This window comes from Streptomyces sp. NPDC046727 (assembly GCF_040645635.1).
Classification (GTDB): domain Bacteria; phylum Actinomycetota; class Actinomycetes; order Streptomycetales; family Streptomycetaceae; genus Streptomyces.
Genome location: NZ_JBEYYR010000009.1, coordinates 213,026 through 233,300, shown reverse-complemented (window position 1 = coordinate 233,300; position 20,275 = coordinate 213,026). Strand labels below are relative to the sequence as shown.

At 72.1% G+C, this 20,275-nt stretch carries 20 protein-coding genes; 5 read left to right on the top strand and 15 right to left on the bottom strand.

What is annotated here, in order from left to right:
* The first annotated feature begins 109 nt into the window (after positions 1-109).
* The 3 genes from ABZ937_RS14335 to ABZ937_RS14325 all read left to right on the top strand — a co-directional run bounded on the left by ABZ937_RS14335 (position 110) and on the right by ABZ937_RS14325 (position 3,080).
* On the top strand, positions 110-1,465 hold the full coding sequence (locus tag ABZ937_RS14335) for an aspartate aminotransferase family protein (RefSeq protein WP_361690789.1): 1,356 nt from the start codon (positions 110-112) through the stop codon (positions 1,463-1,465).
* Between the two features lie 155 nt (positions 1,466-1,620).
* Positions 1,621-2,316, top strand: a complete 696-nt coding sequence (locus ABZ937_RS14330; protein ID WP_361690786.1) for a GntR family transcriptional regulator — start codon at positions 1,621-1,623, stop codon at positions 2,314-2,316.
* A 113-nt stretch (positions 2,317-2,429) separates the two neighbouring features.
* Positions 2,430-3,080, top strand: a complete 651-nt coding sequence (locus ABZ937_RS14325; protein ID WP_361690783.1) for a hypothetical protein — start codon at positions 2,430-2,432, stop codon at positions 3,078-3,080.
* Here the strand turns inward: ABZ937_RS14325 and ABZ937_RS14320 are convergent.
* The 3 genes from ABZ937_RS14320 to ABZ937_RS14310 form a co-directional block, all read right to left on the bottom strand.
* A complete protein-coding gene (locus ABZ937_RS14320; RefSeq protein WP_361690781.1) occupies positions 3,073-3,534 on the bottom strand; it encodes a hypothetical protein in 462 nt (153 codons plus the stop codon). The genes ABZ937_RS14325 and ABZ937_RS14320 overlap by 8 nt on opposite strands.
* 65 nt (positions 3,535-3,599) lie before the next feature.
* On the bottom strand, positions 3,600-3,824 hold the full coding sequence (locus ABZ937_RS14315) for a hypothetical protein (protein WP_361690778.1): 225 nt from the start codon (positions 3,822-3,824) through the stop codon (positions 3,600-3,602).
* A 95-nt stretch (positions 3,825-3,919) separates the two neighbouring features.
* Entirely contained in the window at positions 3,920-5,203 is a 1,284-nt protein-coding gene (locus tag ABZ937_RS14310) for an adenylosuccinate synthase (protein WP_361690775.1), read from the bottom strand.
* A 197-nt stretch (positions 5,204-5,400) separates the two neighbouring features.
* Here ABZ937_RS14310 and ABZ937_RS14305 point away from each other — a divergent pair, with 197 nt between their 5' ends.
* Together ABZ937_RS14305 and ABZ937_RS14300 are read left to right on the top strand one after the other, a co-directional pair.
* On the top strand, positions 5,401-6,240 hold the full coding sequence (locus ABZ937_RS14305; protein ID WP_361690772.1) for a diacylglycerol kinase: 840 nt from the start codon (positions 5,401-5,403) through the stop codon (positions 6,238-6,240).
* Positions 6,241-6,367: 127 nt separating this feature from the next.
* Positions 6,368-7,879, top strand: a complete 1,512-nt coding sequence (locus tag ABZ937_RS14300; protein ID WP_361690769.1) for an APC family permease — start codon at positions 6,368-6,370, stop codon at positions 7,877-7,879.
* A gap of 16 nt (positions 7,880-7,895) precedes the next feature.
* On the opposite strand, the gene ABZ937_RS14295 is transcribed toward ABZ937_RS14300, so the two are convergent.
* From ABZ937_RS14295 to ABZ937_RS14240, 12 genes are all read right to left on the bottom strand, one after another.
* Positions 7,896-8,489, bottom strand: coding sequence for a Uma2 family endonuclease (locus ABZ937_RS14295; RefSeq protein ID WP_361690906.1), 594 nt, complete (start codon positions 8,487-8,489; stop codon positions 7,896-7,898).
* Between the two features lie 87 nt (positions 8,490-8,576).
* A complete protein-coding gene (locus ABZ937_RS14290; RefSeq protein ID WP_361690767.1) occupies positions 8,577-9,797 on the bottom strand; it encodes a cytochrome P450 in 1,221 nt (406 codons plus the stop codon).
* Positions 9,798-9,850: 53 nt separating this feature from the next.
* Positions 9,851-10,516, bottom strand: coding sequence for a response regulator transcription factor (locus ABZ937_RS14285; protein WP_361690764.1), 666 nt, complete (start codon positions 10,514-10,516; stop codon positions 9,851-9,853).
* The gene (locus ABZ937_RS14280) at positions 10,513-11,868 is read right to left on the bottom strand and encodes a histidine kinase (protein WP_361690761.1); all 1,356 of its coding nucleotides are present in this window, start codon (positions 11,866-11,868) and stop codon (positions 10,513-10,515) included. Before ABZ937_RS14280 ends, ABZ937_RS14285 begins: the two co-directional genes overlap by 4 nt.
* A gap of 116 nt (positions 11,869-11,984) precedes the next feature.
* The gene (locus ABZ937_RS14275; RefSeq protein WP_361690758.1) at positions 11,985-12,665 is read right to left on the bottom strand and encodes a response regulator transcription factor; all 681 of its coding nucleotides are present in this window, start codon (positions 12,663-12,665) and stop codon (positions 11,985-11,987) included.
* A complete protein-coding gene (locus tag ABZ937_RS14270; protein WP_361690903.1) occupies positions 12,662-13,966 on the bottom strand; it encodes a histidine kinase in 1,305 nt (434 codons plus the stop codon). The genes ABZ937_RS14275 and ABZ937_RS14270 overlap by 4 nt, the downstream gene beginning before the upstream one ends.
* Before the next feature lie 97 nt (positions 13,967-14,063).
* Entirely contained in the window at positions 14,064-15,299 is a 1,236-nt protein-coding gene (locus tag ABZ937_RS14265) for an acyltransferase (protein WP_361690755.1), read from the bottom strand.
* Positions 15,292-16,320: an alpha/beta hydrolase gene (locus ABZ937_RS14260; RefSeq protein ID WP_361690900.1), complete on the bottom strand. Its 1,029-nt coding sequence runs from the start codon at positions 16,318-16,320 to the stop codon at positions 15,292-15,294. Before ABZ937_RS14260 ends, ABZ937_RS14265 begins: the two co-directional genes overlap by 8 nt.
* A gap of 235 nt (positions 16,321-16,555) precedes the next feature.
* On the bottom strand, positions 16,556-17,470 hold the full coding sequence (locus ABZ937_RS14255) for an alpha/beta hydrolase (RefSeq protein ID WP_361690752.1): 915 nt from the start codon (positions 17,468-17,470) through the stop codon (positions 16,556-16,558).
* Between the two features lie 204 nt (positions 17,471-17,674).
* Positions 17,675-18,859 carry a kynureninase gene (kynU, locus tag ABZ937_RS14250; protein WP_361690749.1) on the bottom strand — a complete coding sequence of 395 codons (1,185 nt, stop codon included), beginning with the start codon at positions 18,857-18,859 and terminating at the stop codon, positions 17,675-17,677.
* Positions 18,852-19,700, bottom strand: coding sequence for a tryptophan 2,3-dioxygenase family protein (locus ABZ937_RS14245; protein ID WP_361690746.1), 849 nt, complete (start codon positions 19,698-19,700; stop codon positions 18,852-18,854). Before ABZ937_RS14245 ends, kynU begins: the two co-directional genes overlap by 8 nt.
* 161 nt (positions 19,701-19,861) lie before the next feature.
* Positions 19,862-20,275, bottom strand: coding sequence for a DUF3151 domain-containing protein (locus ABZ937_RS14240; protein ID WP_361690743.1), 414 nt, complete (start codon positions 20,273-20,275; stop codon positions 19,862-19,864).

The window sequence follows — 20,275 nt, the reverse complement described above, 5'->3', positions numbered from 1 at the left end:
TACGGTTGCGTAACAGGACGCACCGTCGACAATCTGTCGCGGATTCCCCTCGTCCACGGAACAAGACGCCGATGTCGCTTCCGCATCGCGGACATTTACGCTCGCCCGCATGACCCCTCAGCTCAGCCCCGAAGCCGGAGCCGCGGTGAAGGCCGCGGACCGTGCGCACGTGTTCCACTCCTGGTCCGCCCAGGACCTCATCGACCCGCTCGCCGTCGCCGGCGCCGAGGGATCGTACTTCTGGGACTACGACGGCACCCGGTACCTGGACTTCACCAGCGGACTCGTCTTCACCAACATCGGCTACCAGCACCCGAAGGTCGTCGCGGCGATCCAGGAGCAGGCCGCGACGATGACGACCTTCGCGCCCGCGTTCGCCGTGGAAGCGCGCTCGGAGGCGGCCCGGCTGATCGCCGAGCGGACGCCCGGCGACCTGGACAAGATCTTCTTCACCAACGGCGGAGCGGACGCCGTCGAGCACGCGGTGCGCATGGCCCGGCTGCACACGGGCCGCCCGAAGGTGCTCTCGGCGTACCGCTCGTACCACGGCGGCACCCAGCAGGCCGTCAACATCACCGGTGACCCGCGCCGCTGGGCCTCCGACAGCGGCTCCGCCGGTGTCGTCCACTTCTGGGCGCCGTTCCTCTACCGCTCCCGCTTCTACGCCGAGACCGAGGAGCAGGAGTGCGCCCGGGCGCTGGAGCACCTGGAGACGACGATCGCCTTCGAGGGCCCGGGGACGATCGCGGCGATCATCCTGGAGACCGTCCCCGGCACCGCCGGGATCATGGTCCCGCCGCCCGGCTACCTGGCCGGCGTGCGCGAGCTGTGCGACAAGTACGGGATCGTCTTCGTCCTGGACGAGGTCATGGCCGGGTTCGGGCGCACCGGTGAGTGGTTCGCGGCCGACCTGTTCGGTGTCGTCCCGGACCTGATGACCTTCGCCAAGGGTGTGAACTCGGGTTACGTGCCCCTCGGCGGTGTGGCCATTTCACAGAAGATCGCGGAGACCTTCGGCAAGCGGCCGTACCCCGGCGGACTCACCTACTCCGGTCACCCGCTGGCCTGCGCCGCCGCCGTCGCCACGCTCAACGTCATGGCGGAGGAAGGTGTCGTCGAGAACGCCAGGCGGCTCGGCGAGACCGTCGTAGGCCCCGGCCTCGCCGCGCTGGCCGAGCGGCACCCGAGCGTCGGCGAGGTGCGCGGCGTCGGCATGTTCTGGGCGCTGGAGCTGGTGAAGAACCGGGAGACCCGCGAGCCGCTGGTGCCGTACAACGCGGCCGGCGAGGCGAACGCCCCCATGGCCGCCTTCGGCGCCGCCGCCAAGAAGCACGGCCTGTGGCCCTTCGTGAACATGAACCGCACGCACGTCGTCCCGCCGTGCAACGCGACCGAGGCCGAGCTGAAGGAGGGCCTGGCCGCGCTCGACGCCGCACTGACCGTCGCGGACGAGTACACCGCGTGACACTCCCCGCCCGACGTCACGGAGTGTGAGCGAACCGCGGCTGCCGCCGGGCCGATCCGAACGCGTAAGGTGGCGTGCTCGTAAGAAGAAGGGACTCGCACAGATCGCGAGTCCGTACGAGTACGTCACCCGGACGCGTGAGGAGAGGCACGACCATGCCCGGCAACGGCACCGTGACGCGCAGTACCCTGCGCCAGCAGATCGCGGACGCGCTCCGTGACGAGGTGCTGGCGGGGCGGCTGCTCCCGGGCCGTGCGCTCACCGTCAAGGAGATCGCCGACCAGTACGGCGTCTCCGCCACCCCCGTCCGCGAGGCTCTGGTCGACCTGTCCGCGCAGGGCATCCTGGAGGCCGACCAGCACCGCGGCTTCCGCGTGCCCGAGTACTCGGTCACCGACTACCGGAACATGATCGAGGCCCGCAGCCTGGTCACCGACGGCATGTTCCAGGCCCTCACCGCCGGCCACCCCGCCTTCCGCACCCCGCCCGACGATCCCCGCACGACCGCCGCGCTGACCACCGTGCGCCGGCGCGGCGAGGAGGCCCAGCGGGCCGCGACCGCCGGCGACCTCACCATCCTCATCGGATACGACCTCCGGTTCTGGCGCGAGCTGAGCGCCCTGTTCGGCAACCCCTACCTCGGCGACTTCCTGCACCGCCTGCGCGTCCAGTCCTGGGTCTGCGTGGTGCAGCACCTGCTGCGCCTGCCCGACCTGCGCGGCCGGCTCTGGGCGGGGCACACCGAGCTGGTCGACGCGCTGGCCCGCCGCGAGGCCGGGACCGCCCGCGCGATCGTCGCCGACTCCAACGCCCACTCGCTGGCGCTGCTGGAACACCTGGCCAACGGGTAAGTGACCGATACGGCCCGTCCGGGGGGAGCCGCCCCGGGGCCGTACGGACTACCCTTCCCTGACCACCTGCTGCCGTGCGTGACCATGCGCCTGCCGATGCGAGGAGCCCTCTTTTGGCCTGTGACCTGTGGCTGGTACCGCTCGTGGACGTGTTGTGCCACACCCCGGACAATCCTTTCGCCGAGGAACTCGCGCAGTACAACAAGGCACTGACCGAGGCCGGCCTGCCGCCGGTGCCGGTGTACCAGTACATGCCGGGCCTGTCCGGTGACGTCGCCCCGGTCGCCGGCTTCGACTACGACGCCCTGCACTTCCTGCGCCGGGCGTACCTGCTCCAGGTCTGCGGGCTGCCGGTGACCCCGGTGGACGAACTGGGCGGCGACTACGAGCAGCTGCTGGAGATGTTCGAGTCCACGGCCCAGCAGTCCCACCTGGTCTGGCACTACGACCACGCGGGCGCGTACGTCCCCGTGGACTTCCCGCACCCCCTGTCGAACGACGAACTCCTCGCGGGCGGCGGCCCGTTGGGCAGCTCCCAGACGCTGCTGCGCGAACTCCAGTACGTCGCCCCGTCGATCGGTATCGACCCGGCCAACCCCCCGGCGGCCCCGGCCCCGCCGACGGCCCCGACCGAGCTGGAGGAACCGGCCGTACCGGCCCCCTACGACCCCAGCCCGTTCGCCCGCGAACGCCACGTCTGGCTGGGCCTGCACGCGGCGGCGACCCGCTCCCTGGCACAGGGCTCGATGATCGTGTTCAGCTGAGCGCGGCGCCCGAACTCCGCCAGGGCGAGGGGCGCTTGACGTCCCCGACGGCGCCGAGCGCCTTCCTGATCCGGTCTCGCTCCAGCCGGAGCGCATCACCTTGGAAGACGCCCGGCTCCAGGCTGTCGCGCTCGGGGACGGCGATGAGCAGACGCCGGCCGCTCCTCAGCTCCCGCTGCGCGTCCGTACGGGCCGGGTCGACGACATCGAGGGTGACCCGGCGCTGCCCCTGGGCGGGCTTGAGCCACTCGGCGACGTCGACCGTCACCGAGACACGCCCCGCGCGCCCGCGGGACACCGACGTCACGTCACCGACGACCATCGTCGTGGAGCAGGCGACCCATTCCTCGGCGGTCTGCCCGCGATCCCCTCGCGCCGGGCCCCCACCGCCACAGGCGACCAGAGCCAGGGTGCCGACGGCCATGCCCACGGCGGCGGTCCGGATGCGGTTCACCGGATCGGTCTCCTTCCTGCTGCTGCGACACACCACGACTCCGACGCCGGGCGCCCCTCGGACGTTCAGTGCAGGTCCGGGACGCGGCCGATGAGGTGGATCACCGGGGGCCAGAGCACTCCGGGGGCCAGCAGGAGGGACGGGCCGAGGTGGACCGGGCACACCTGGAGGGGCGGCCGGTTGTGGCGGGCCACCTCGAAGACCGCGGGGTCGGAGCAGTCCGTGCCGCCGGCCTGGTGGCCCTCACCGCCGTACGGGCCCCGGCATCGTGCACCCCGGTGGACGCCCATACTTCGATTGTGCAGCGCGGACAACGCGGAAGCGCCCGCCGATCACGCCCCGGAGGGCGGAACGGCGGGCGCTCCCGCACGGTGCCTGGCGGTGCCTACAGGAACGAGTTGATCTCGATCGTCTCGTCGCGGCCCGGGCCCACGCCGATCGCGGAGATCGGGGCGCCGGACATCTCCTCCAGCGCCTTGACGTAGTTCTGGGCGTTCTTCGGCAGGTCGGAGAAGGACTTCGCCTTGGTGATGTCCTCGGACCAGCCGGGCAGCGTCTCGTAGACCGGCTTCGCGTGGTGGAAGTCGGTCTGCGAGTACGGCAGCTCCTCGACGCGCTTGCCGTCGATCTCGTACGCCACGCAGACCGGGATCTGCTCCCAGCCGGTGAGGACGTCGAGCTTGGTGAGGAAGAAGTCCGTCAGGCCGTTCACGCGGGTCGCGTAGCGGGCGATGACCGCGTCGAACCAGCCGCAGCGGCGGTCACGGCCGGTGGTGACACCCCGCTCGCCGCCGATGCGGCGCAGCGCCTCGCCGTCCTCGTCGAACAGCTCGGTCGGGAACGGGCCCGCGCCGACCCGGGTCGTGTAGGCCTTGAGGATGCCGATGACCCGGCTGATCTTCGTCGGGCCCACGCCGGCGCCGGTGCAGGCGCCGCCCGCGGTCGGGTTCGAGGAGGTGACGAACGGGTACGTGCCGTGGTCGATGTCGAGCAGGGTGCCCTGGCCGCCCTCGAACAGGACGACCTTGTCGTCCTCAAGGGCCTGGTTCAGGATCAGCACGGTGTCGGCGACGTACGGCTTGATCTGCTCGGCGTAGCCCAGCAGCTCCTCGACGACCTGGTCCGCGGCGATCGCGCGCCGGTTGTACAGCTTGGTGAGGATCTGGTTCTTGACGTCGAGCGCCGCCTCCACCTTCTGCTGGAGGATCGACTCGTCGTACAGGTCCTGGACCCGGATGCCCACGCGGTTGATCTTGTCCGCGTAGGTCGGGCCGATGCCGCGGCCGGTCGTCCCGATCTTGCGCTTGCCGAGGAAGCGTTCCGTCACCTTGTCGACGGTCACGTTGTACGGCGTGATGATGTGCGCGTTGCCGCTGATCAGGAGCTTGGACGTGTCGACGCCGCGCTCGTTCAGACCGCTCAGCTCGGAGAGCAGGACCGACGGGTCGACGACGACGCCGTTACCGATGACCGGCGTGCAGCCGGGAGACAGGATTCCGGAAGGGAGAAGGTGCAGGGCGTACTTCTGATCGCCGACGACCACCGTGTGGCCGGCGTTGTTACCGCCCTGGTAACGCACCACATAGTCGACGGAGCCGCCGAGCAGGTCCGTCGCCTTTCCCTTGCCTTCGTCACCCCACTGAGCACCGAGCAGCACAAGTGCGGGCACGCGCGTACACCCCTTCCGGGCGGGGCATGTCCAAGGTCGGGGGCTTGGGCGTAAGGTTCACCGCCGCGTACCACTGCGACCGTCGTTGGTCGCACAACCGTCGGACCGGATGCCCCGGAATAGACGAAGCCCCTGGCGCAATAGCGCAAGGGGCTCTTGCACAAAGATGCTACCCGAGGAAGCGAGGCAGGACCGAGGTGGCGACTTTCGCGACGTCCGAACAGCTGCTGGTGATCATCGATCCGGCGGCACGGCAGGCGGACGGAGAGTCCGTACGCATCGCGAAAGACGTGCTCAGCGCGGGTGCGGCGGCCAAGGTGTGCCTGCCGGAGGGGCCGGAGGAATTCGCCCGCGCGCTCGGCCGCAGGGGATCCAGGCGGCCGGTGGTGGTCGGCGACGGCCGGGCCCTGGTGCGCGCCGTCACCCTGCTGCACCGGCAGCGGGAGCTGGCCGGATGCGCGCTGTCGGTGGTGCCGGTGGGGGACACCTCGCTCGCCGAGTCGCTCGGGGTGCCCGCTGGCACGGTGGCGGCGGCGCGGGCGGTCCTGGACGGCGCCGAGCGGCGGCTGGACCTGCTGGTCGACGACAGCGACGGGGTCGTGCTGGGGGCGCTGGGCATTCCGTCGGTGCCGGTGCGGGCGGCTGCCGCCGAGCCGGTGCCCCTCTCCTCGGGCCGGCCCTGGTACCGCTCCCTGGTCCGCACCCTGGCCGCCCGGCCGGTCCGGCTGCCCGCCGTGCCCTCCCCCGGCACCGCCCGGCTCCGGGTGGAGGTCGACGGGGCGACGCTCGTGGACCTGGACCAGCCGGTCGAGGCCGTCTCGGTGACCCCGGGCACGGACGGGCTGGCCTCGGTGGAGGTGCGGCCCCTGTCGCTGGGCGCGGAGGCGACGCCTCTGCTGGCCGCCGGCCGCACGGTGACGGTCACGGGGGCGGACTTCCGCTACCGGGCGGACGCGGCCGTCTCCGGGCCGGTACGGCGGCGGACCTGGCGGGTGGCGGAGGGCGCCTGGGGGCTCGTCCTGCCCGCCGACCGATGATCCTCACGGACCTCCCTAAAGGTCTAGTGACACATATTTAACCGTGCCGACCCCTTCCCGCACCCCTGCTCCGTCCACCATCCTGCTCCATCAGTACCCGCGGACAGGACAGGGAAGGGGCCACCCGATGGCTGTGGACGAGGGTGTCGCGCCGGCGACGGGCACGGGCGACGACGGAATGGTTCACCGGCTGAAGCCCAACGCCGTGGGCCTGCTCGGGGTGGTGTTCATGGCGGTCGCCACCGCCGCGCCGATCACCGCGATGACCGGCAACGTGCCCTTCATGGTGTCGTCCGGCAACGGCGTCGGGGCGCCCGCGAGCTATCTCGTGGCAATGGTCGTCCTGGCAATCTTTTCCGTCGGTTTCACATCGATGGCGAAGCACATCACGTCCACGGGCGCCTTCTACGGCTTCATCTCCTACGGTCTCGGCCGCACCGCCGGCCTCGCCTCGGGACTGCTCGCGACCTTCGCGTACGTCGTCTTCGAGCCCGCGCTGATCGGGATCTTCTCGACCTTCGCGACGACCACGCTCAGGGACCAGACGGGACTGGACGTGCCCTGGTGGGCCTTCGCCATCCTGATGCTCGCGATCAACGCCACCGGCACCTGGTTCGGGGTCAGCGTCGCCGAGAAGCTGCTGGTGGTGCTGCTGGCGACCGAGGTCACCGTGCTGGCGGCCATGGCGGTGTCCGTCGCCCTCCACGGAGGCGGGCCGCACGGGTTCACCTTCGCGCCCGTCGACCCCGTCAACGCCTTCAAGGGCACCTCCGCCGGCCTCGGGCTCTTCTTCGCCTTCTGGTCCTGGGTCGGCTTCGAGTCGACGGCGATGTACGGCGAGGAGTCCCGCGACCCGAAGAAGATCATCCCCAAGGCGACGATGATCAGCGTGCTGGGCGTCGGCGTCTTCTACGTCCTCGTCTCCTGGATGGCCATCACCGGCAACGGCGAGGCGGAGGCCGTGCGGGCCGCCTCCTCCGCCAACCCGCTCGCGATGTTCTTCAACCCCACCGAGCGCTACGTCGGCCACTGGGCGGTCGACGTCATGCAGTGGCTGATGATCACCGGTTCACTGGCCTGCGGCATGGCCTTCCACAACTGCGCCGCCCGCTACCTCTACGCCCTGGGCCGGGAGGGCGTCCTGCCGTCACTGAAGACCACCATCGGGCGGACCCACGCCCGGCACGGCTCGCCGCACATCGCCGGCCTGGTGCAGACGGTGGTGAGCGCGGTGCTGATCGGCGCCTTCTGGGCCGCGGGCAAGGATCCCTACACGGGTACGTACGTCCTGCTCGCCATCCTCGGCACCATGGCGATCCTCGTCGTCCAGGCCGTGTGCTCGTTCGCGGTGCTGATGTACTTCCGCTCCCACCACCCCGAGAGCCGGCACTGGTTCCGCACCTTCACCGCGCCGCTGCTGGGCGGGGTCGCGATGCTCGCGGTGGTCGTGCTGCTGGTGTCCAACATGGGCGTGGCGGCCGGACCGGAGTCCGGCTCACTGGTCCTGAAGGCGACCCCGTGGCTGGTGGCCCTGGTCGCGGCGACCGGCCTCGGCTACGCCCAGTACCTCAAGCGACGCTCCCCCGAGCGGTACGCGCTGCTGGGCCGGACGGTGCTGGAGGAGACGAAGGAACGGTGACACCGCCGTCCGACCCTCAGTCCACGTACTGCTTGAGGTCGTCGGTGTCGAGTTCGATGCCTACGGGGTCGGGGAGGGTGATGCTGCCGCCGAGCCTGACCACGTGGACGTCCCGGTAACCGACCTCCAGGTCCGGGTCGCTGTGCACGAGAATCGTGAGGTTCGCACGGTCGATCAGCAAGTAGACAGGGATCCCTGCCTCGGCGTAAGCCCGGGGCTTCTCGACTCGATCGCGGCTGTGGGTGTCCGAGTCGTACGACGTGATCTCGACCGCCATCAACACACCGGCAGGGTCGGCCCAGTTGCCCTTCCCCGCGAAGTGACCCGCAGGTGCGAGCACGCCGTCCGGCTTGGCACGACCGTTGCGATACGCCCCGACCTTCAGACCACGGTTCGGATAGAGCGTGAGCTCAGACCGCGCGTGCTTGCACTGGAAGACCAACCACATCGTGATCTCATCATGGTTGCCGTTCGTCACCTTCTTGACCCCGATCCGTCCGTCGATGAACTCGAAACTGACGGTCTCGTCCTCGCGGGCGGCGAATTCGGCGATCCGCTCGAACATGTCCACCGACAACCTGGATGACGCGCGCTCTGCCATAACCGTCATGGTGCCTCCCTTCGCAGGCGGGCACCAGCTTGGCGAGCCGCCCGTGACGATCGCCCGGAATCGCGCAGTGATCACTCGAACGCATGATCACCCCACCTGGACGCTCAGCTCCTCCAGTCCCCGGATCACGAAGTTGGGCTTCCTCACCGGCTCCGCCGCCAGGCTCAGCGTCGGGGCCCTTCTCAGCAGCGCCGTCATGGAAGCCGCCAGCTCCATGCGGGCCAGGGGTGCGCCGATGCAGTAGTGGATGCCCGCGCTGAAGGAGATGTGCGGGTTGTCCGCGCGGGTGAGGTCCAGGCGGCCGGGGTCGGCGAAGACCTCGGGGTCGTGGTTGGCGGAGCCGAAGAGCATGGCGATCTCCGTGCCCCGGGGGATCGTCGTGCCGTCGATCTCGATGTCCTCCAGCACCCAGCGTTCGAAGAGCTGGAGCGGGGTGTCGTAGCGCATCAGCTCCTCGATCGCGGACGGGATCAGGGAGTGGTCGGCGCGCAGCGCGGCGAGCTGGCCGGGGTTGCGGAACAGGGCGTACCAGCCGTTGACCGTGGCGTTGACGGTCGCCTCGTGGCCCGCGTTCAGCAGCAGTACGGCCGTGGAGATCATCTCCTGCTCGGTGAGCCGGTCGCCCTCGTCGTGCGCCGCGATGAGCCCGGAGATCAGATCGTCGCCCGGCTCCTTGCGCCGCTCGGCGATCAGCTCGCGGAGGTAGTCCGAGAACTCGACCGAAGCGCGCACCGCCCTGCGGGCCGTCTCCTCCGGCGGGTTCAGCTCGTACATCCCGCAGATGTCCGCCGACCAGGGGCGCAACCGGTCGCGGTCCGCCTCGGGGATGCCCAGCATCTCGGCGATCACCGCCACCGGCAGCGGCTCCGCCACATCCCGCAGCAGATCACCGCCGCCGGCCTCGACCAGCTTCGCCACCAGCTCGTCCGCCAGCCCGCGCACATACGGCTGGAGCCGCTCCACCGTGCGCGGAGTGAACGCCTTCGACACCAGGCGCCGGATCCGGGTGTGGTCCGGCGGCTCCAGGTCGAGCATCCCGTGGTCGTTGAGCGTGTGGAACGGCTCGTGCTCCGGCGGGGGCGCGGTCCGGCCGAACTCCTCGTGCGTGAACCGGTGCTGATACGTCCGGCCCAGCCGGCGGTCGCGCAGCAGCGCCGAGACGTCCGCGTGCCGCGGCACCAGCCACTGGTCCGTCGGCTCGTACCTGATCACCCGCCCCCGCGCCCGCAGTTCCGCATAGGCCGGGTAGGGATCGGCGACGAACGCAGGGTCCCAGGGGTCGAAGGCGAGGTCCGCAGCAGCTGCCATGGACGGACGTTAGCCCCGGGGGTCCGCTCCCGGCCAGGGTGAGGGACCGCGACTCAGCCCGGTGTGACCAGCCTCGCCTCGTACGCGAACACCGCCGCCTGGGTGCGGTCGCGCAGGCCCAGCTTCACCAGGATCCGGCTCACATGGGTCTTGATCGTCGACTCCGCCACCACCAGCCGCCCGGCGATCTCCGCGTTCGACAGGCCCTGCGCGATCAGCACCAGCACCTCCGTCTCCCGCTCCGTCAGCTCCCCGTACGCCGCCTGTGCCGCCGGCATCAGGCGCGGGGTGTCCGCCAGACGGGAGAACTCGGTGATCAGACGCTTGGTGACCGAGGGTGCCAGAAGGGCCTCGCCCGCCGCCACCACCCGGACGCCGTCGGCCAGTTGGCGCGCCGAGGCGTCCTTGAGGAGGAAGCCGGAGGCTCCCGCGCGCAGCGCCTGGTACACGTACTCGTCGAGGTCGAACGTGGTCAGCACCAGCACCTTCGCCGTCTCGTCCGCGGCGACGATCTCCCGGGTCGCCTCGATGCCGTTCAGCTCCGGCATGCGGATGTCCATCAGGACGACGTCCGGGGACAGCTCCCGCACCCGCTCCACCGCCTGCCGGCCGTTGACGGCCTCGCCGACGACCTCGATGCCCGGCATCGCGTTCAGCAGCACCGAGAAGCCCTCGCGGACCATCATCTGATCGTCCGCGATCAGTACGCGGATCGTCATGCCGTGCCCTCGATCGCCGGGTCCGCCGCCGGCACCGGCAGGAACACCGTCACCTCGTACCCTCCCTCGGACAGGGGGCCCGCCGTCATGTCGCCGTTCAGCATCGAGACGCGCTCCCGCATGCCCGTGATGCCGTGCCCGGCGCCGGGCGAGGCCTTGACCAGGTTCGGGGCCGGCGGCGGGCCGTTGACTATGCGCAGGCCCAGACCGCCGAGAACATAGCCGATCTCGACCCGGGCGCTCGCGCCGGGAGCGTGCCGCAGGCTGTTGCTCAGCGCCTCCTGCACGATCCGGTACGCCGACAGCTCCACGCCCTGCGGCAGCTCCCGCACCGCGCCGGTCACCGCCTTCTCCACCTCCAGGCCGGCCTCGCGCACATTGGCGAGCAGGCCGTCCAGCTCGGCCAGGGTGGGCTGCGGGGCGTCCGGGGCCTCGTAGTCCTCCGCGCGGACCACGCCGAGGACCCGGCGCAGCTCGGTCAGGGCCGCCACCGCGTTCTCCCGGATCGTGGCGAACGCCTTCTCCAGCTCCGGCGGCGGGTTCTCCACCCGGTACGGCGCGGCCTCCGCCTGGATCGCGACCACCGACATGTGGTGGGCGACCACGTCGTGCAGTTCACGGGCGATCGTCGTGCGCTCCTCCAGCAGGGTGCGCCGCGAGCGCTCGTGCTCCGTCACCGTCTGCTGGGCGGTCACCTCCTGCCGGGCCTCCCGGCGGGTGTGCCGCACGGTGACGGCCAGCAGGATCAGCGCGGAGAGGACGATCATCGGGGCCGCGTTGATGTCGTAGTGGCTCGCGCCGAAGACCGTCACCATCCAGAAGCCGTACAGCGCGGTCAGCAGCCACATCCAGGCCGCGGTGCGCGGGCGGGTGCGTATCGCCACGACGGTGAGCACCGTCAGGTGGGCGATGAAGCTGCCCGGCAGCCACGGCCAGGTCTCCCAGCTGTCACCGACCGCCGAGGTGATCGCGGTCGCCGCGAGCGACAGCCAGAACGCACCGACCGGACGCGCCAGGGTCAGCAGCACCGGGGCCAGCGCGAGGACCCCGCACACCAGCTGCGTCACCCCGTTCTGCGAGAAGCTCGCCGCGTTGGCGAGCGCCGCCACCATGCCGGCGACGACCACCAGCGCGTGCGGGGTCCACGACGCGTACTCCCGCCAGCGGCCGGACAGGTGGCGGGTGAGCGGGCCGTCGGCAGCCGTGCGGGGCAGCGGGCGGTAGGCGAAAGCCCCGTGGAACAGGTCCTGCCGCAGCCCCCGCAGGGCGTCGACGGCCAGCCGGAACTCCGGGCTGCGCGGCCTGTCGGCCGGCCCCGGCGGGATCGTCTGGGTGTGCGTCGTCTCGGTCACGTGCAAAACGGTATGCGGGGGCGGGGGTCGCGGTCGTCCCCTTGGAGAGGGGTCCTCGGGCATCCCTCTCAGGTACTACGCGTAGGGCGGGGCCGGAGCCCTGAGCCGCGTCGGGGTCAGCGGCCTCCGGGCCGGACCAGTCCGGACTCGTAGGCGAAGACCGCCGCCTGGGTGCGGTCGCGCAGGCCCAGCTTCACCAGGATCCGGCCCACGTGCGTCTTCACGGTCTGCTCGGCCACGACCAGCCGCTCGGCGATCTCCGCGTTCGACAGGCCCTGCGCGATCAGCGCCAGCACCTCCGTCTCCCGCTCCGTGAGGTCGCCGACGCGCCGCTTGAGCGGGGCCCGGCTGCCGCCGTCCAGCCGGGAGAACTCCGCGATGAGCCGGCGGGTGATGCCGGGGGCGAGCAGGGCGTCGCCCGCGGCCACCACCCGCACCGCCTCGGCCAGCTTGTCCGCCGAGGCGTCCTTGAGCAGGAAGCCGGAGGCTCCCGCCCGCAGCGCGTCGTACACGTACTCGTCCAGGTCGAACGTGGTCAGCACCAGCACCTTGACGGCGGGGTGGTCCTCGGCGATCCGGCGGGTCGCCTCGATGCCGCCCATCTCCGGCATCCGGATGTCCATCAGCACGACGTCCGGGGACAGGTCGGCGGTCCGGGCGATGGCATCCCGGCCGTCCACCGCCTGCCCGATCACCTCGATGCCGGGCTGGGTGTTGAGCAGCACGGTGAAGCCCTGCCGGACCATCTGCTGGTCGTCGGCGATGAGTACCCGGATGCTGCCGGTACCGCTCGTCATGTGCTCTCTTCTCCTGTCGGGGGCTGGTCGGGCGGGTTCGGGGCGATGTCTCCGGGGAGGAAGGCCGTGACGTGGAAGCCGCCGTCCGAGGTTCTGGCCGCGACGAGATGGCCGCCGAGCATGGCCGCGCGCTCCCGCATGCCGAGCAGCCCGTGCCCGGCGCCCGGGGAGGGCGGGACGGGGTGGCGCGGCGGCGAGTTGGTCACCTCCAGGTGCAGGCCGTTCGGGAAGTGCCCGACCTCCACGCGCACCCGGGATCCCGGGGCGTGCCGCAGGGCGTTGCTGAGCGCCTCCTGCACGATCCGGTACGCCGACAGTTCCACCCCCGGAGCGTACGGCCGCACCCGGCCCGTCACCTCCGTGGTCACGTCCAGCCCCGCCGCGCGGGTGTTCTCGATCAGCGCGTCGAGCCGGTCGAGCGTGGGCTGGGGTGCGTCCGGGGCCGCTCCGGTGCCGGGGCTGCCCAGGCCGTAGGGGTCCTCGGGGTTCTCGGAGCGCAGCACGCCGAGCACCCGGCGCAGCTCGGTGAGCGCCTCCAGCGCGTTGTTGCGGATCCCGGCCAGGTTCTCCAGCAGTTCCTCGGAGGGGTGCTCCGCCAGATGGGGCGCGACCTGGGCCTGGATGGAGATCACCGACATGTGGTGGGCGACGACGTCGTGCAGCTCGCGGGCGATCCGGCTGCGTTCCTCCAGCAGCGTGCGGCGGGCACGTTCCTCCGCTGTGATCGTCGTCTGCTGTACCAGTTCGGTACGGGCCTCGCTGCGGCTGCGCAGGGCGGCACCGATGACGGCGACGATGGCGAACACGGCCACGGCCATCGTGCCGGTGCCGGAGTAGTGCCCCACCGCCATGCCGCCCTGCACTACGTAGGTGACCAGGGTCGTCACGGCGAGCACGGCGATCGCGCCGCGGAAGCGGACGCGCAGCGCCAGGAGCAGGAGGACGGCCATGTGGGCCACCAGGGTGGGGGTGGTCCAGGGCCAGTTGGGACCCGAGGACGGCGGGAGCGTCTCCAGGTGGGGGCGGGCGACCAGCGCGGCGACGACGGCGGCGGCCAGGGAGAGGGCCCAGGCGGGCACGGGGCGCCAGAGGGCCAGGACGATGGCGGCGGCCTGGAGGAACGTGAGGAGGAAGGCGTCGGCGTGGGCGAGGCCGTAGGAGGTGGCGAGCTCCTCGCCGCCGGCCAGCCCGATGATCAGGGCCAACCAGGTGATGAGGAGGTAGGTGAGGAGCCGGAGCCAGCGGTACTTCGACAGGGGCGGTGCGTGGCGGGAGGGCGCTTCGCCCAGCCAGGCGCTCAGGCGGCGGCGGACGGGGGCGGTGTCGCGGGGCGGGGTGTGACGGCCGTCGGCGGAGGCGGGAGTGGGGCTGGGGTCCGCGGGCTTCACGGGGTCAACCTTAGGCATGGTGCGGGGACTTCGTCGGCGGGAGATGGCGGTGGACGACGTGGGACGGGCGGTTGCGCCCGCGGCGCGGGCCCTGTTCATGGTGGCGGAAGGCCGCCCGGCACAGGGACAGCACCAGCGCGAACAGCGGGAGCCAGGCGAGGCGGTACGCCACCCAGGTGAGGGAGTCGGGCGGGGTGTGCAGGCCGGGCAGCCGGCCGGCCAGGAGACCGGTGGCCGTGGTGGCCATCATGGCCGTCTGGTGCCACAGGAAGATCGTCATCGCGGAGAGGTTGACGAGGGCCACCGCCAGCCAGGCGAGCGGGCGGGCCGTCGCACGGCGCAGCCGGTCGCGCAGCAGGAGCGCCAGACCGCACTGGGCCAGGCCGAACGTGACGGCCGCCAGGGTCGGTGGGTTCAGGTTGGAGACCGCGCTGCCGGGGACGCCGACCATGGACGCCGGGTAGCCCGCGCAGCCGACGAGGACCGCGGTGGCCGCCGTACCGCCGAGGAGGAGCGCCCAGGACGAGCGGCGGCTGTGCACTTCGCCCCGGGCCCAGGCGGCGCCCAGGGTGTAGGGGACCAGCCAGCCGGCGGCCAGGTTGATCCAGCCGATCCAGGACGGGCCGAGGTGCAGGCCGAAGCGGAACAGGTCCACGTGCAGGACGACGGCGAGCGGCCACAGCGGGTTGAGGCGGGTGACGAGCGGGGTGACGGCCGTCAGCACGGCGAAGACCAGCAGGAACCACAGGGGGGACAGCGCCAGTTTCCCCAGGGTGTGGACAGTGGCCGGCGGCGCGCCGGTGAGCAGCAGGGCCGTGGCGGCCACCGCCCACAGGCCCAGGAGGGCCGCGACCGGGCGGAGCAGGCGGGTCAGGCGGGCGCGCAGCCAGTCGGCGTAGGAGTCGCCTCTGGTGCGGGCCGTGGCCAGGCTGCGGGTCGCCACATGGCCGCCGACCAGGAAGAACACGGCCAGGGTCTGGAAGAGCCAGGAGACCGGGGCCAGCCAGGGCATGTGCCGCAGCGGGCTCGCCGTGTGCAGCGCGCCGTCCTCCGCGACCAGCGCGGTGACCAGCCAGTGCCCCAGGACGACACCGAGGATCGCGAAGGCCCGCAGGGCGTCGACCGCGCGGTCGCGGGAGGCGGGGGTGGCGGCGTCCACGCGCTGGGCGGCCCGGTGCAGCGCGTGGCGCGCCTGGCCTGCGAGATGTACGGCGGCGCCACGGGTACGCCGGGACGGCTCAGGCATGGGTCACCTCCGAGGTCTCGCCGAGGGTGATCCGGGCGAGGTTGGCGAGGGAGGCCGAGCCCGGGGTGAAGTAGCCGCTGTGGTCGGCGCCGGCCGCGTCGAAGACCCGGGCGCCGAAGGCGGCCGAGACGGGGTCGGTGCCGAAGCCGACGGTGGTGCCGAAGAGGTCGGCGCGGACGTGCGGGACGTGCGCCACCCAGTCGCCGCTGCCGCGGGCCGCCCAGACCCGGGCGCGGGTGTGCAGGGCGGCCACGGAGTCAGCGCCGGTGCCGGGGCTGCCGATCAGGGCGATGTCGTCCGCGGCCAGGGCGGGGGCGGCTCGGCCGCAGACCACGGAGCCGTAGGAGTGGCAGAGCAGGGAGACGTGTGCCCCGGCGGGGGCCGCGGCGCGCAGGTGACGTACGAACGCGCGCAGGCGGGGGGCGGCTTCGTCGGCGCGGGTGGCGGTGGCCACCGTGGGGCTGATCGTGGCCGGGGTCTCGTAGCCGAGCCAGGCGATGACGGCGACGTGGGTGCCGGGGGCCGTGCGGTGGGTGAGGTCCGTGTACAGGGCCGCGGCGGTTCGGTGGAAGCGGGTGTAGGTGTCCAGGGAGGTGTCCGAGCCGGGGACCAGGACGGCGATGTGATCGGCGTGGGCGAGGTCGCCGAGGACCTCCGTGACCTGGCCCGCGCCTCGGCCGTCGAAGGCGAGGAGGTGGCGGGAGGGGGTGGCCAGCGCGCGGTCCGCGGCGGCGCGGTGGGGGTCGCCGTGGGCGGTGGCCATGCGGGCTGCCGTTGCGGCGTTGGTCCGGTTGGCCGCGTAGGTGGAGTGCAGGGTGGTCGGGGTGAGGGGGGCGAGGGTGGCGGGGGGTGGGGCGGGGATCTCCGGGCGCGCTGCGCCGGTGAGGGGGGCGACTATGGCGGCGGTGAGGAGGGCGGCGAGGAGGGGGCGGAGGGCTCTGTGCGGGGGGCGCCGCCGGTTCGGGTGCGGGCTTGGGTGCGGGCTGGTGGGTGGGCACCCGGCCTTCGGCCGGGTCCGGATTCCCACCCGCACCACCCGTGCAGCTTTCGTCGCCGACCGCGGGTGGCCCCCGTGGGGCGAATTCGCCGTCGGCGGCTGCGGGATGTCGACGCGTGGGAGGGGGTGCCCCATGGTGGGTTCCTTTCAGGGAGCCCGGCCATCGGGCTTGACTGAGAAGGAAGTTACGGAGCAGGGGCTGTCGTCGGCGTCCCGCCAGAGAGCTGTCCTACGGCGTAGCTCTCAGGTACTACGGGTATCACCAGGCCAGTTGAGCGATCTCCTCCGCCGCCACCGCGCAGGCGTCCGCCGCCGGGTCGATCAGCGGGAAGTGGCCCACGTCCTCCAGAAGCGTCAGGCCGACCATCTCGCCCGCCTTCGCCGCCGCCTCCACGTACGCCTCGGCCACCTGCTGCGGCACCACCAGGTCGGTACGGCCCTGGACGAGGGTCGTGGCGATGCCCGTCGGCAGCAGGAGCACCGGATCCGCGTACGGGCGGCGCTCGGCGAAGCCGTCCTGCCCGCCGAGGAACTGCAGGGACGCGTGCCCGCAGACGTCCAGCTTCTCCGCCACCTCGAAGTCCGCGATCGGGGCGAGCGCGACGACACCGCGCAGCGGCGCCGGGCCGTCGGTGCGCCAGGGGGCGCCCACGGGGAGGACGTGCCGGGCCGCTCCCCACAGGGCGAGGTGGCCGCCCGCCGAGTGGCCGGTCAGGACCGTGCGGCGGGGATCCGCCTGCGGGAGCGCCTCACGGACCAGCGCGGGCAGGGCGTCCAGTGCCGCCGCGACGTCGTCCAGGGTGTCGGGCCAGCGCCCGGCGAGCGGCACGCCCTCGCCCCCGCCGCTCTCCCCCGCCTGCTGCCCCGGGATCAGTGGCTCACCGCCTCGTCTGTACTCGACGTTGGCCACCGCGAAGCCCCTGCGGGCCAGGTAGTCGGCGAAGGGCGTGATGTGGCGGCGGTCGTAGCGGGCGCGCCAGGCGCCGCCGTGCAGGACGACGACCAGCGGGGCGAGAGAGGCGGCGGAATCCGGGCCCGGGCGGGGGGCGTAGAAGTCGATCACCTGGTCGGGGTGGTCACCGTACGCGGCGGTGGCGTCGGGGTCGACCGGGGGGTGCGAGAAGGCCGATTCCTCTTCGGCGGCGGCGCGGGCAGCTGCGGCGTCGTCCGGCATGCTCCAACCTCTCAGCGACAGAACGAATTTGGTGCATCAGGCGGCGATTCGGCCGTTGGCGGGGACGGTATCAGGCCGGAAACGTGCGGCGACATGGGGTTGTCACGCAGGGTGAAGGAAAACGGTTCTGCGGGGTGTTCGTGCGTGGGGCGGGGTGCCGTCGCACGGACGGACACCCCGCCCCACGCCGCTGCCGAGGGCCGGTTACCCGAGCAGCTCGCCCAGCACCCGCGCCGCCCGCTCCGTCTCGGCGAAGCTCACATACAGCGGTGTGAAGCCGAAGCGGAGGACGTCGGGATGCCGGAAGTCGCCCACGACTCCTCGCTCGATCAGGCGTTTCATGATCTCACCCGCGTCGTGACAGCGCAGGGCGATCTGGCTGCCCCGCTCCCCGTGCGGTTCCGGAGTCACGGAGACCACCCGGCCCGGCTCGGTGTACGCCGTGACGCACTCCAGGAAGAAGTCCGTCAGCGCCAGGGACTTGGCGCGGACCGCGGAGATCGAGACGTCGTCCCAGACGTCCAGGGCCGCCTCCAGGGCCAGCATGGAGAGGATGTCGGGCGTGCCGACGCGGCCGCGCAGGGCGCCCGGAGCCGGTGCGTACGACGGGCTCATGCCGAACGGCTCGGCGTGGGAGTTCCAGCCGGGCAGGGGCGAGTCGAAGCGGTCCTGCAGTTCCCCGCGCACATACAGGTACGCCGGTGAACCCGGGCCTCCGTTCAGGTACTTGTAGGTGCAGCCGACCGCCAGATCCACCCCGTGCTCGTCCAGGCCGACCGGCAGCGCGCCCGCGCTGTGGCACAGGTCCCAGACAGACACAGCCCCGGCCGCGTGCACGGCGGCGGTGAGCGACGGCAGGTCGTGCAGGCGTCCGGTGCGGTAGTCGACGTGGTTGAGCAGGACGGCGGCCGTACGGTCGCCGAGCGCCGCGGGCACCTCCGACGGGGTCACCGCGCGCAGCGTCCGACCGGTCAGGCGGGCCGCCGACTCGGCGATGTAGCCGTCCGTGGGGAACGTCGTCGCGTCGACCAGGATCTCGTCGCGGCCCTCGTCGGCCATGCGGACCGCCGCCACGAGTGCCTTGAAGACGTTGACACTTGTGGAGTCGCCCACGACGATCTGGCCCGGTGCCGCGCCGACCAGCGGGGCGATGCGGTCGCCGATCCGCTCGGGCGCCGTCCACCAGCCGCTCTCGTCCCAGGAGCGGATGCGCAGCTCGCCCCACTGGCGGCGGACGACGTCCCGCACCCGGTCCGGCACGTTCGCCGGCAGGGCGCCCAGGGAGTTTCCGTCCAGGTAGGTCACGTCGTCGAGGACGAACCGGGAGCGCAGCGGGGCCAGGTCGTCCGCCGCGTCCAGCTTCTCTGCCCGCAGGGCCTGCTCAGACATGCGACCTCGCCGTCCACAGCTCCGGGAACACGTTCTTGCGGGCGCGCTTCTCCAGCCAGGCCACGCCGGCGGAGCCGCCCGTGCCGGCCTTGGCGCCCATCGCGCGCCGGGTGGCGACCAGGTGGTCGTTGCGCCAGCGCCACACCAGCTCGGCCACGTCGCTCAGCGCCTCGCCGAGGCGGGCGAGTTCGGCGTTCTGGTCGCCGGAGTAGATCTCCGCCCAGGCCGACTCGACGGCGTCCGAGGGCTCGTACCGCTGCGAGACGTCCCGGTGCAGGACGGACGCGGGGATGGTGTGGCCGCGGCGCGCGAGGAGCCGTACCACCTCGTCGTACAGGCTCGGCTCGTGCAGCGCCTTCTCCAGTTCCGCGTGGACGCGGGGGGCGCCGCGGTGCGGGACGAGCATGGACGCGGACTTGTCGCCGAGCAGGAACTCCAGGCGCCGGTACATCGCCGACTGGAAGCCGGAGCCGTCGCCGAGGGCGGAACGGTAGGCGTTGAACTGTGCCGGGGTCAGCTGGCCGAGCGGCTTCCAGGAGGCGTTCAGGGCCTCCAGCTCGCGCACGGAGCGCTTCAGGGCGGCGATCGCGGTCGGCACGTCGTCCGCGCGGAGCGCCTGGGCGGCGGTCTCCCACTCGTGGACGATCACCGTGAACCACAGCTCCATGACCTGGGTGGTCACCAGGAAGACCATCTCTCCGGGGTCGTCGGAGAGGGTGTGCTGGAGATGGGTGAGTACGTCGGCCTTGACGTAGTCCTCGTACGGCGTCGTCCCCGCGAAGTCGAGATTCGGGGTCTCGGGCTCAGCGGCCTCGTAAGGGGGGTGAGCCTGTTGGGACATCGCTGTCTCCTGTTGTTACTCCGGGTAGCGGTCCGCCCCTGCCGATGCCGGCACGGGGGCCCCGGTCCCCACCCCGCATCCTCCGCATTCCCCCCGGGTACGGCAAGGCCCGCCTGGTGCCAGACGGGCCACACCGGTCACTTCGGTGGCTCCCCTGCGGGTCAGCCGAGGGTCTGGGCCGCCGTCGGCGAGGAGTCCTTCAGGAACTGCGAGCAGCGCTCGTACTCGTCCTGCTCGCCGATCGACTGGGCGGCGCGGGCGAGGGCGTGCAGGGCGCGCAGGAAGCCACGGTTCGGCTCGTGCTCCCAGGGCACCGGACCGTGCCCCTTCCAGCCGCTGCGGCGCAGGGCGTCAAGACCGCGGTGGTAGCCCGTACGGGCGTAGGCGTACGACTCCACGACCGCGCCGCGCTCGAACGCATCGTCGGCCAGCTGGGCCCAGGCGAGGGAGGAGGTGGGGTGCTGGGCGGCGACGTCCGCCGGCGCGGTGCCGTTCGCCAGCAGCCGGCGGGGCTCCGGGTCGTCGGGGAGATGGGTCGGAGGCGGACCGCCGAGGAGGTTCTGGTGAATCGTCAT

What these genes read in the sequence shown, in the direction of transcription:
- ABZ937_RS14265 (WP_361690755.1), bottom strand. Translation starts at nt 15,299, where the DNA reads ATGCCTGAGCCGTCCCGGCGTACCCGTGGCGCCGCCGTACATCTCGCA.
- ABZ937_RS14295 (WP_361690906.1), bottom strand. Translation starts at nt 8,489, where the DNA reads ATGACGGTTATGGCAGAGCGCGCGTCATCCAGGTTGTCGGTGGACATG.
- ABZ937_RS14245 (WP_361690746.1), bottom strand. Translation starts at nt 19,700, where the DNA reads ATGTCCCAACAGGCTCACCCCCCTTACGAGGCCGCTGAGCCCGAGACC.
- ABZ937_RS14330 (WP_361690786.1), top strand. Translation starts at nt 1,621, where the DNA reads ATGCCCGGCAACGGCACCGTGACGCGCAGTACCCTGCGCCAGCAGATC.
- ABZ937_RS14335 (WP_361690789.1), top strand. Translation starts at nt 110, where the DNA reads ATGACCCCTCAGCTCAGCCCCGAAGCCGGAGCCGCGGTGAAGGCCGCG.
- ABZ937_RS14255 (WP_361690752.1), bottom strand. Translation starts at nt 17,470, where the DNA reads ATGCCGGACGACGCCGCAGCTGCCCGCGCCGCCGCCGAAGAGGAATCG.
- ABZ937_RS14315 (WP_361690778.1), bottom strand. Translation starts at nt 3,824, where the DNA reads ATGGGCGTCCACCGGGGTGCACGATGCCGGGGCCCGTACGGCGGTGAG.
- kynU (WP_361690749.1), bottom strand. Translation starts at nt 18,859, where the DNA reads ATGTCTGAGCAGGCCCTGCGGGCAGAGAAGCTGGACGCGGCGGACGAC.
- ABZ937_RS14240 (WP_361690743.1), bottom strand. Translation starts at nt 20,275, where the DNA reads ATGACGATTCACCAGAACCTCCTCGGCGGTCCGCCTCCGACCCATCTC.
- ABZ937_RS14290 (WP_361690767.1), bottom strand. Translation starts at nt 9,797, where the DNA reads ATGGCAGCTGCTGCGGACCTCGCCTTCGACCCCTGGGACCCTGCGTTC.
- ABZ937_RS14275 (WP_361690758.1), bottom strand. Translation starts at nt 12,665, where the DNA reads ATGACGAGCGGTACCGGCAGCATCCGGGTACTCATCGCCGACGACCAG.
- ABZ937_RS14285 (WP_361690764.1), bottom strand. Translation starts at nt 10,516, where the DNA reads ATGACGATCCGCGTACTGATCGCGGACGATCAGATGATGGTCCGCGAG.
- ABZ937_RS14300 (WP_361690769.1), top strand. Translation starts at nt 6,368, where the DNA reads ATGGCTGTGGACGAGGGTGTCGCGCCGGCGACGGGCACGGGCGACGAC.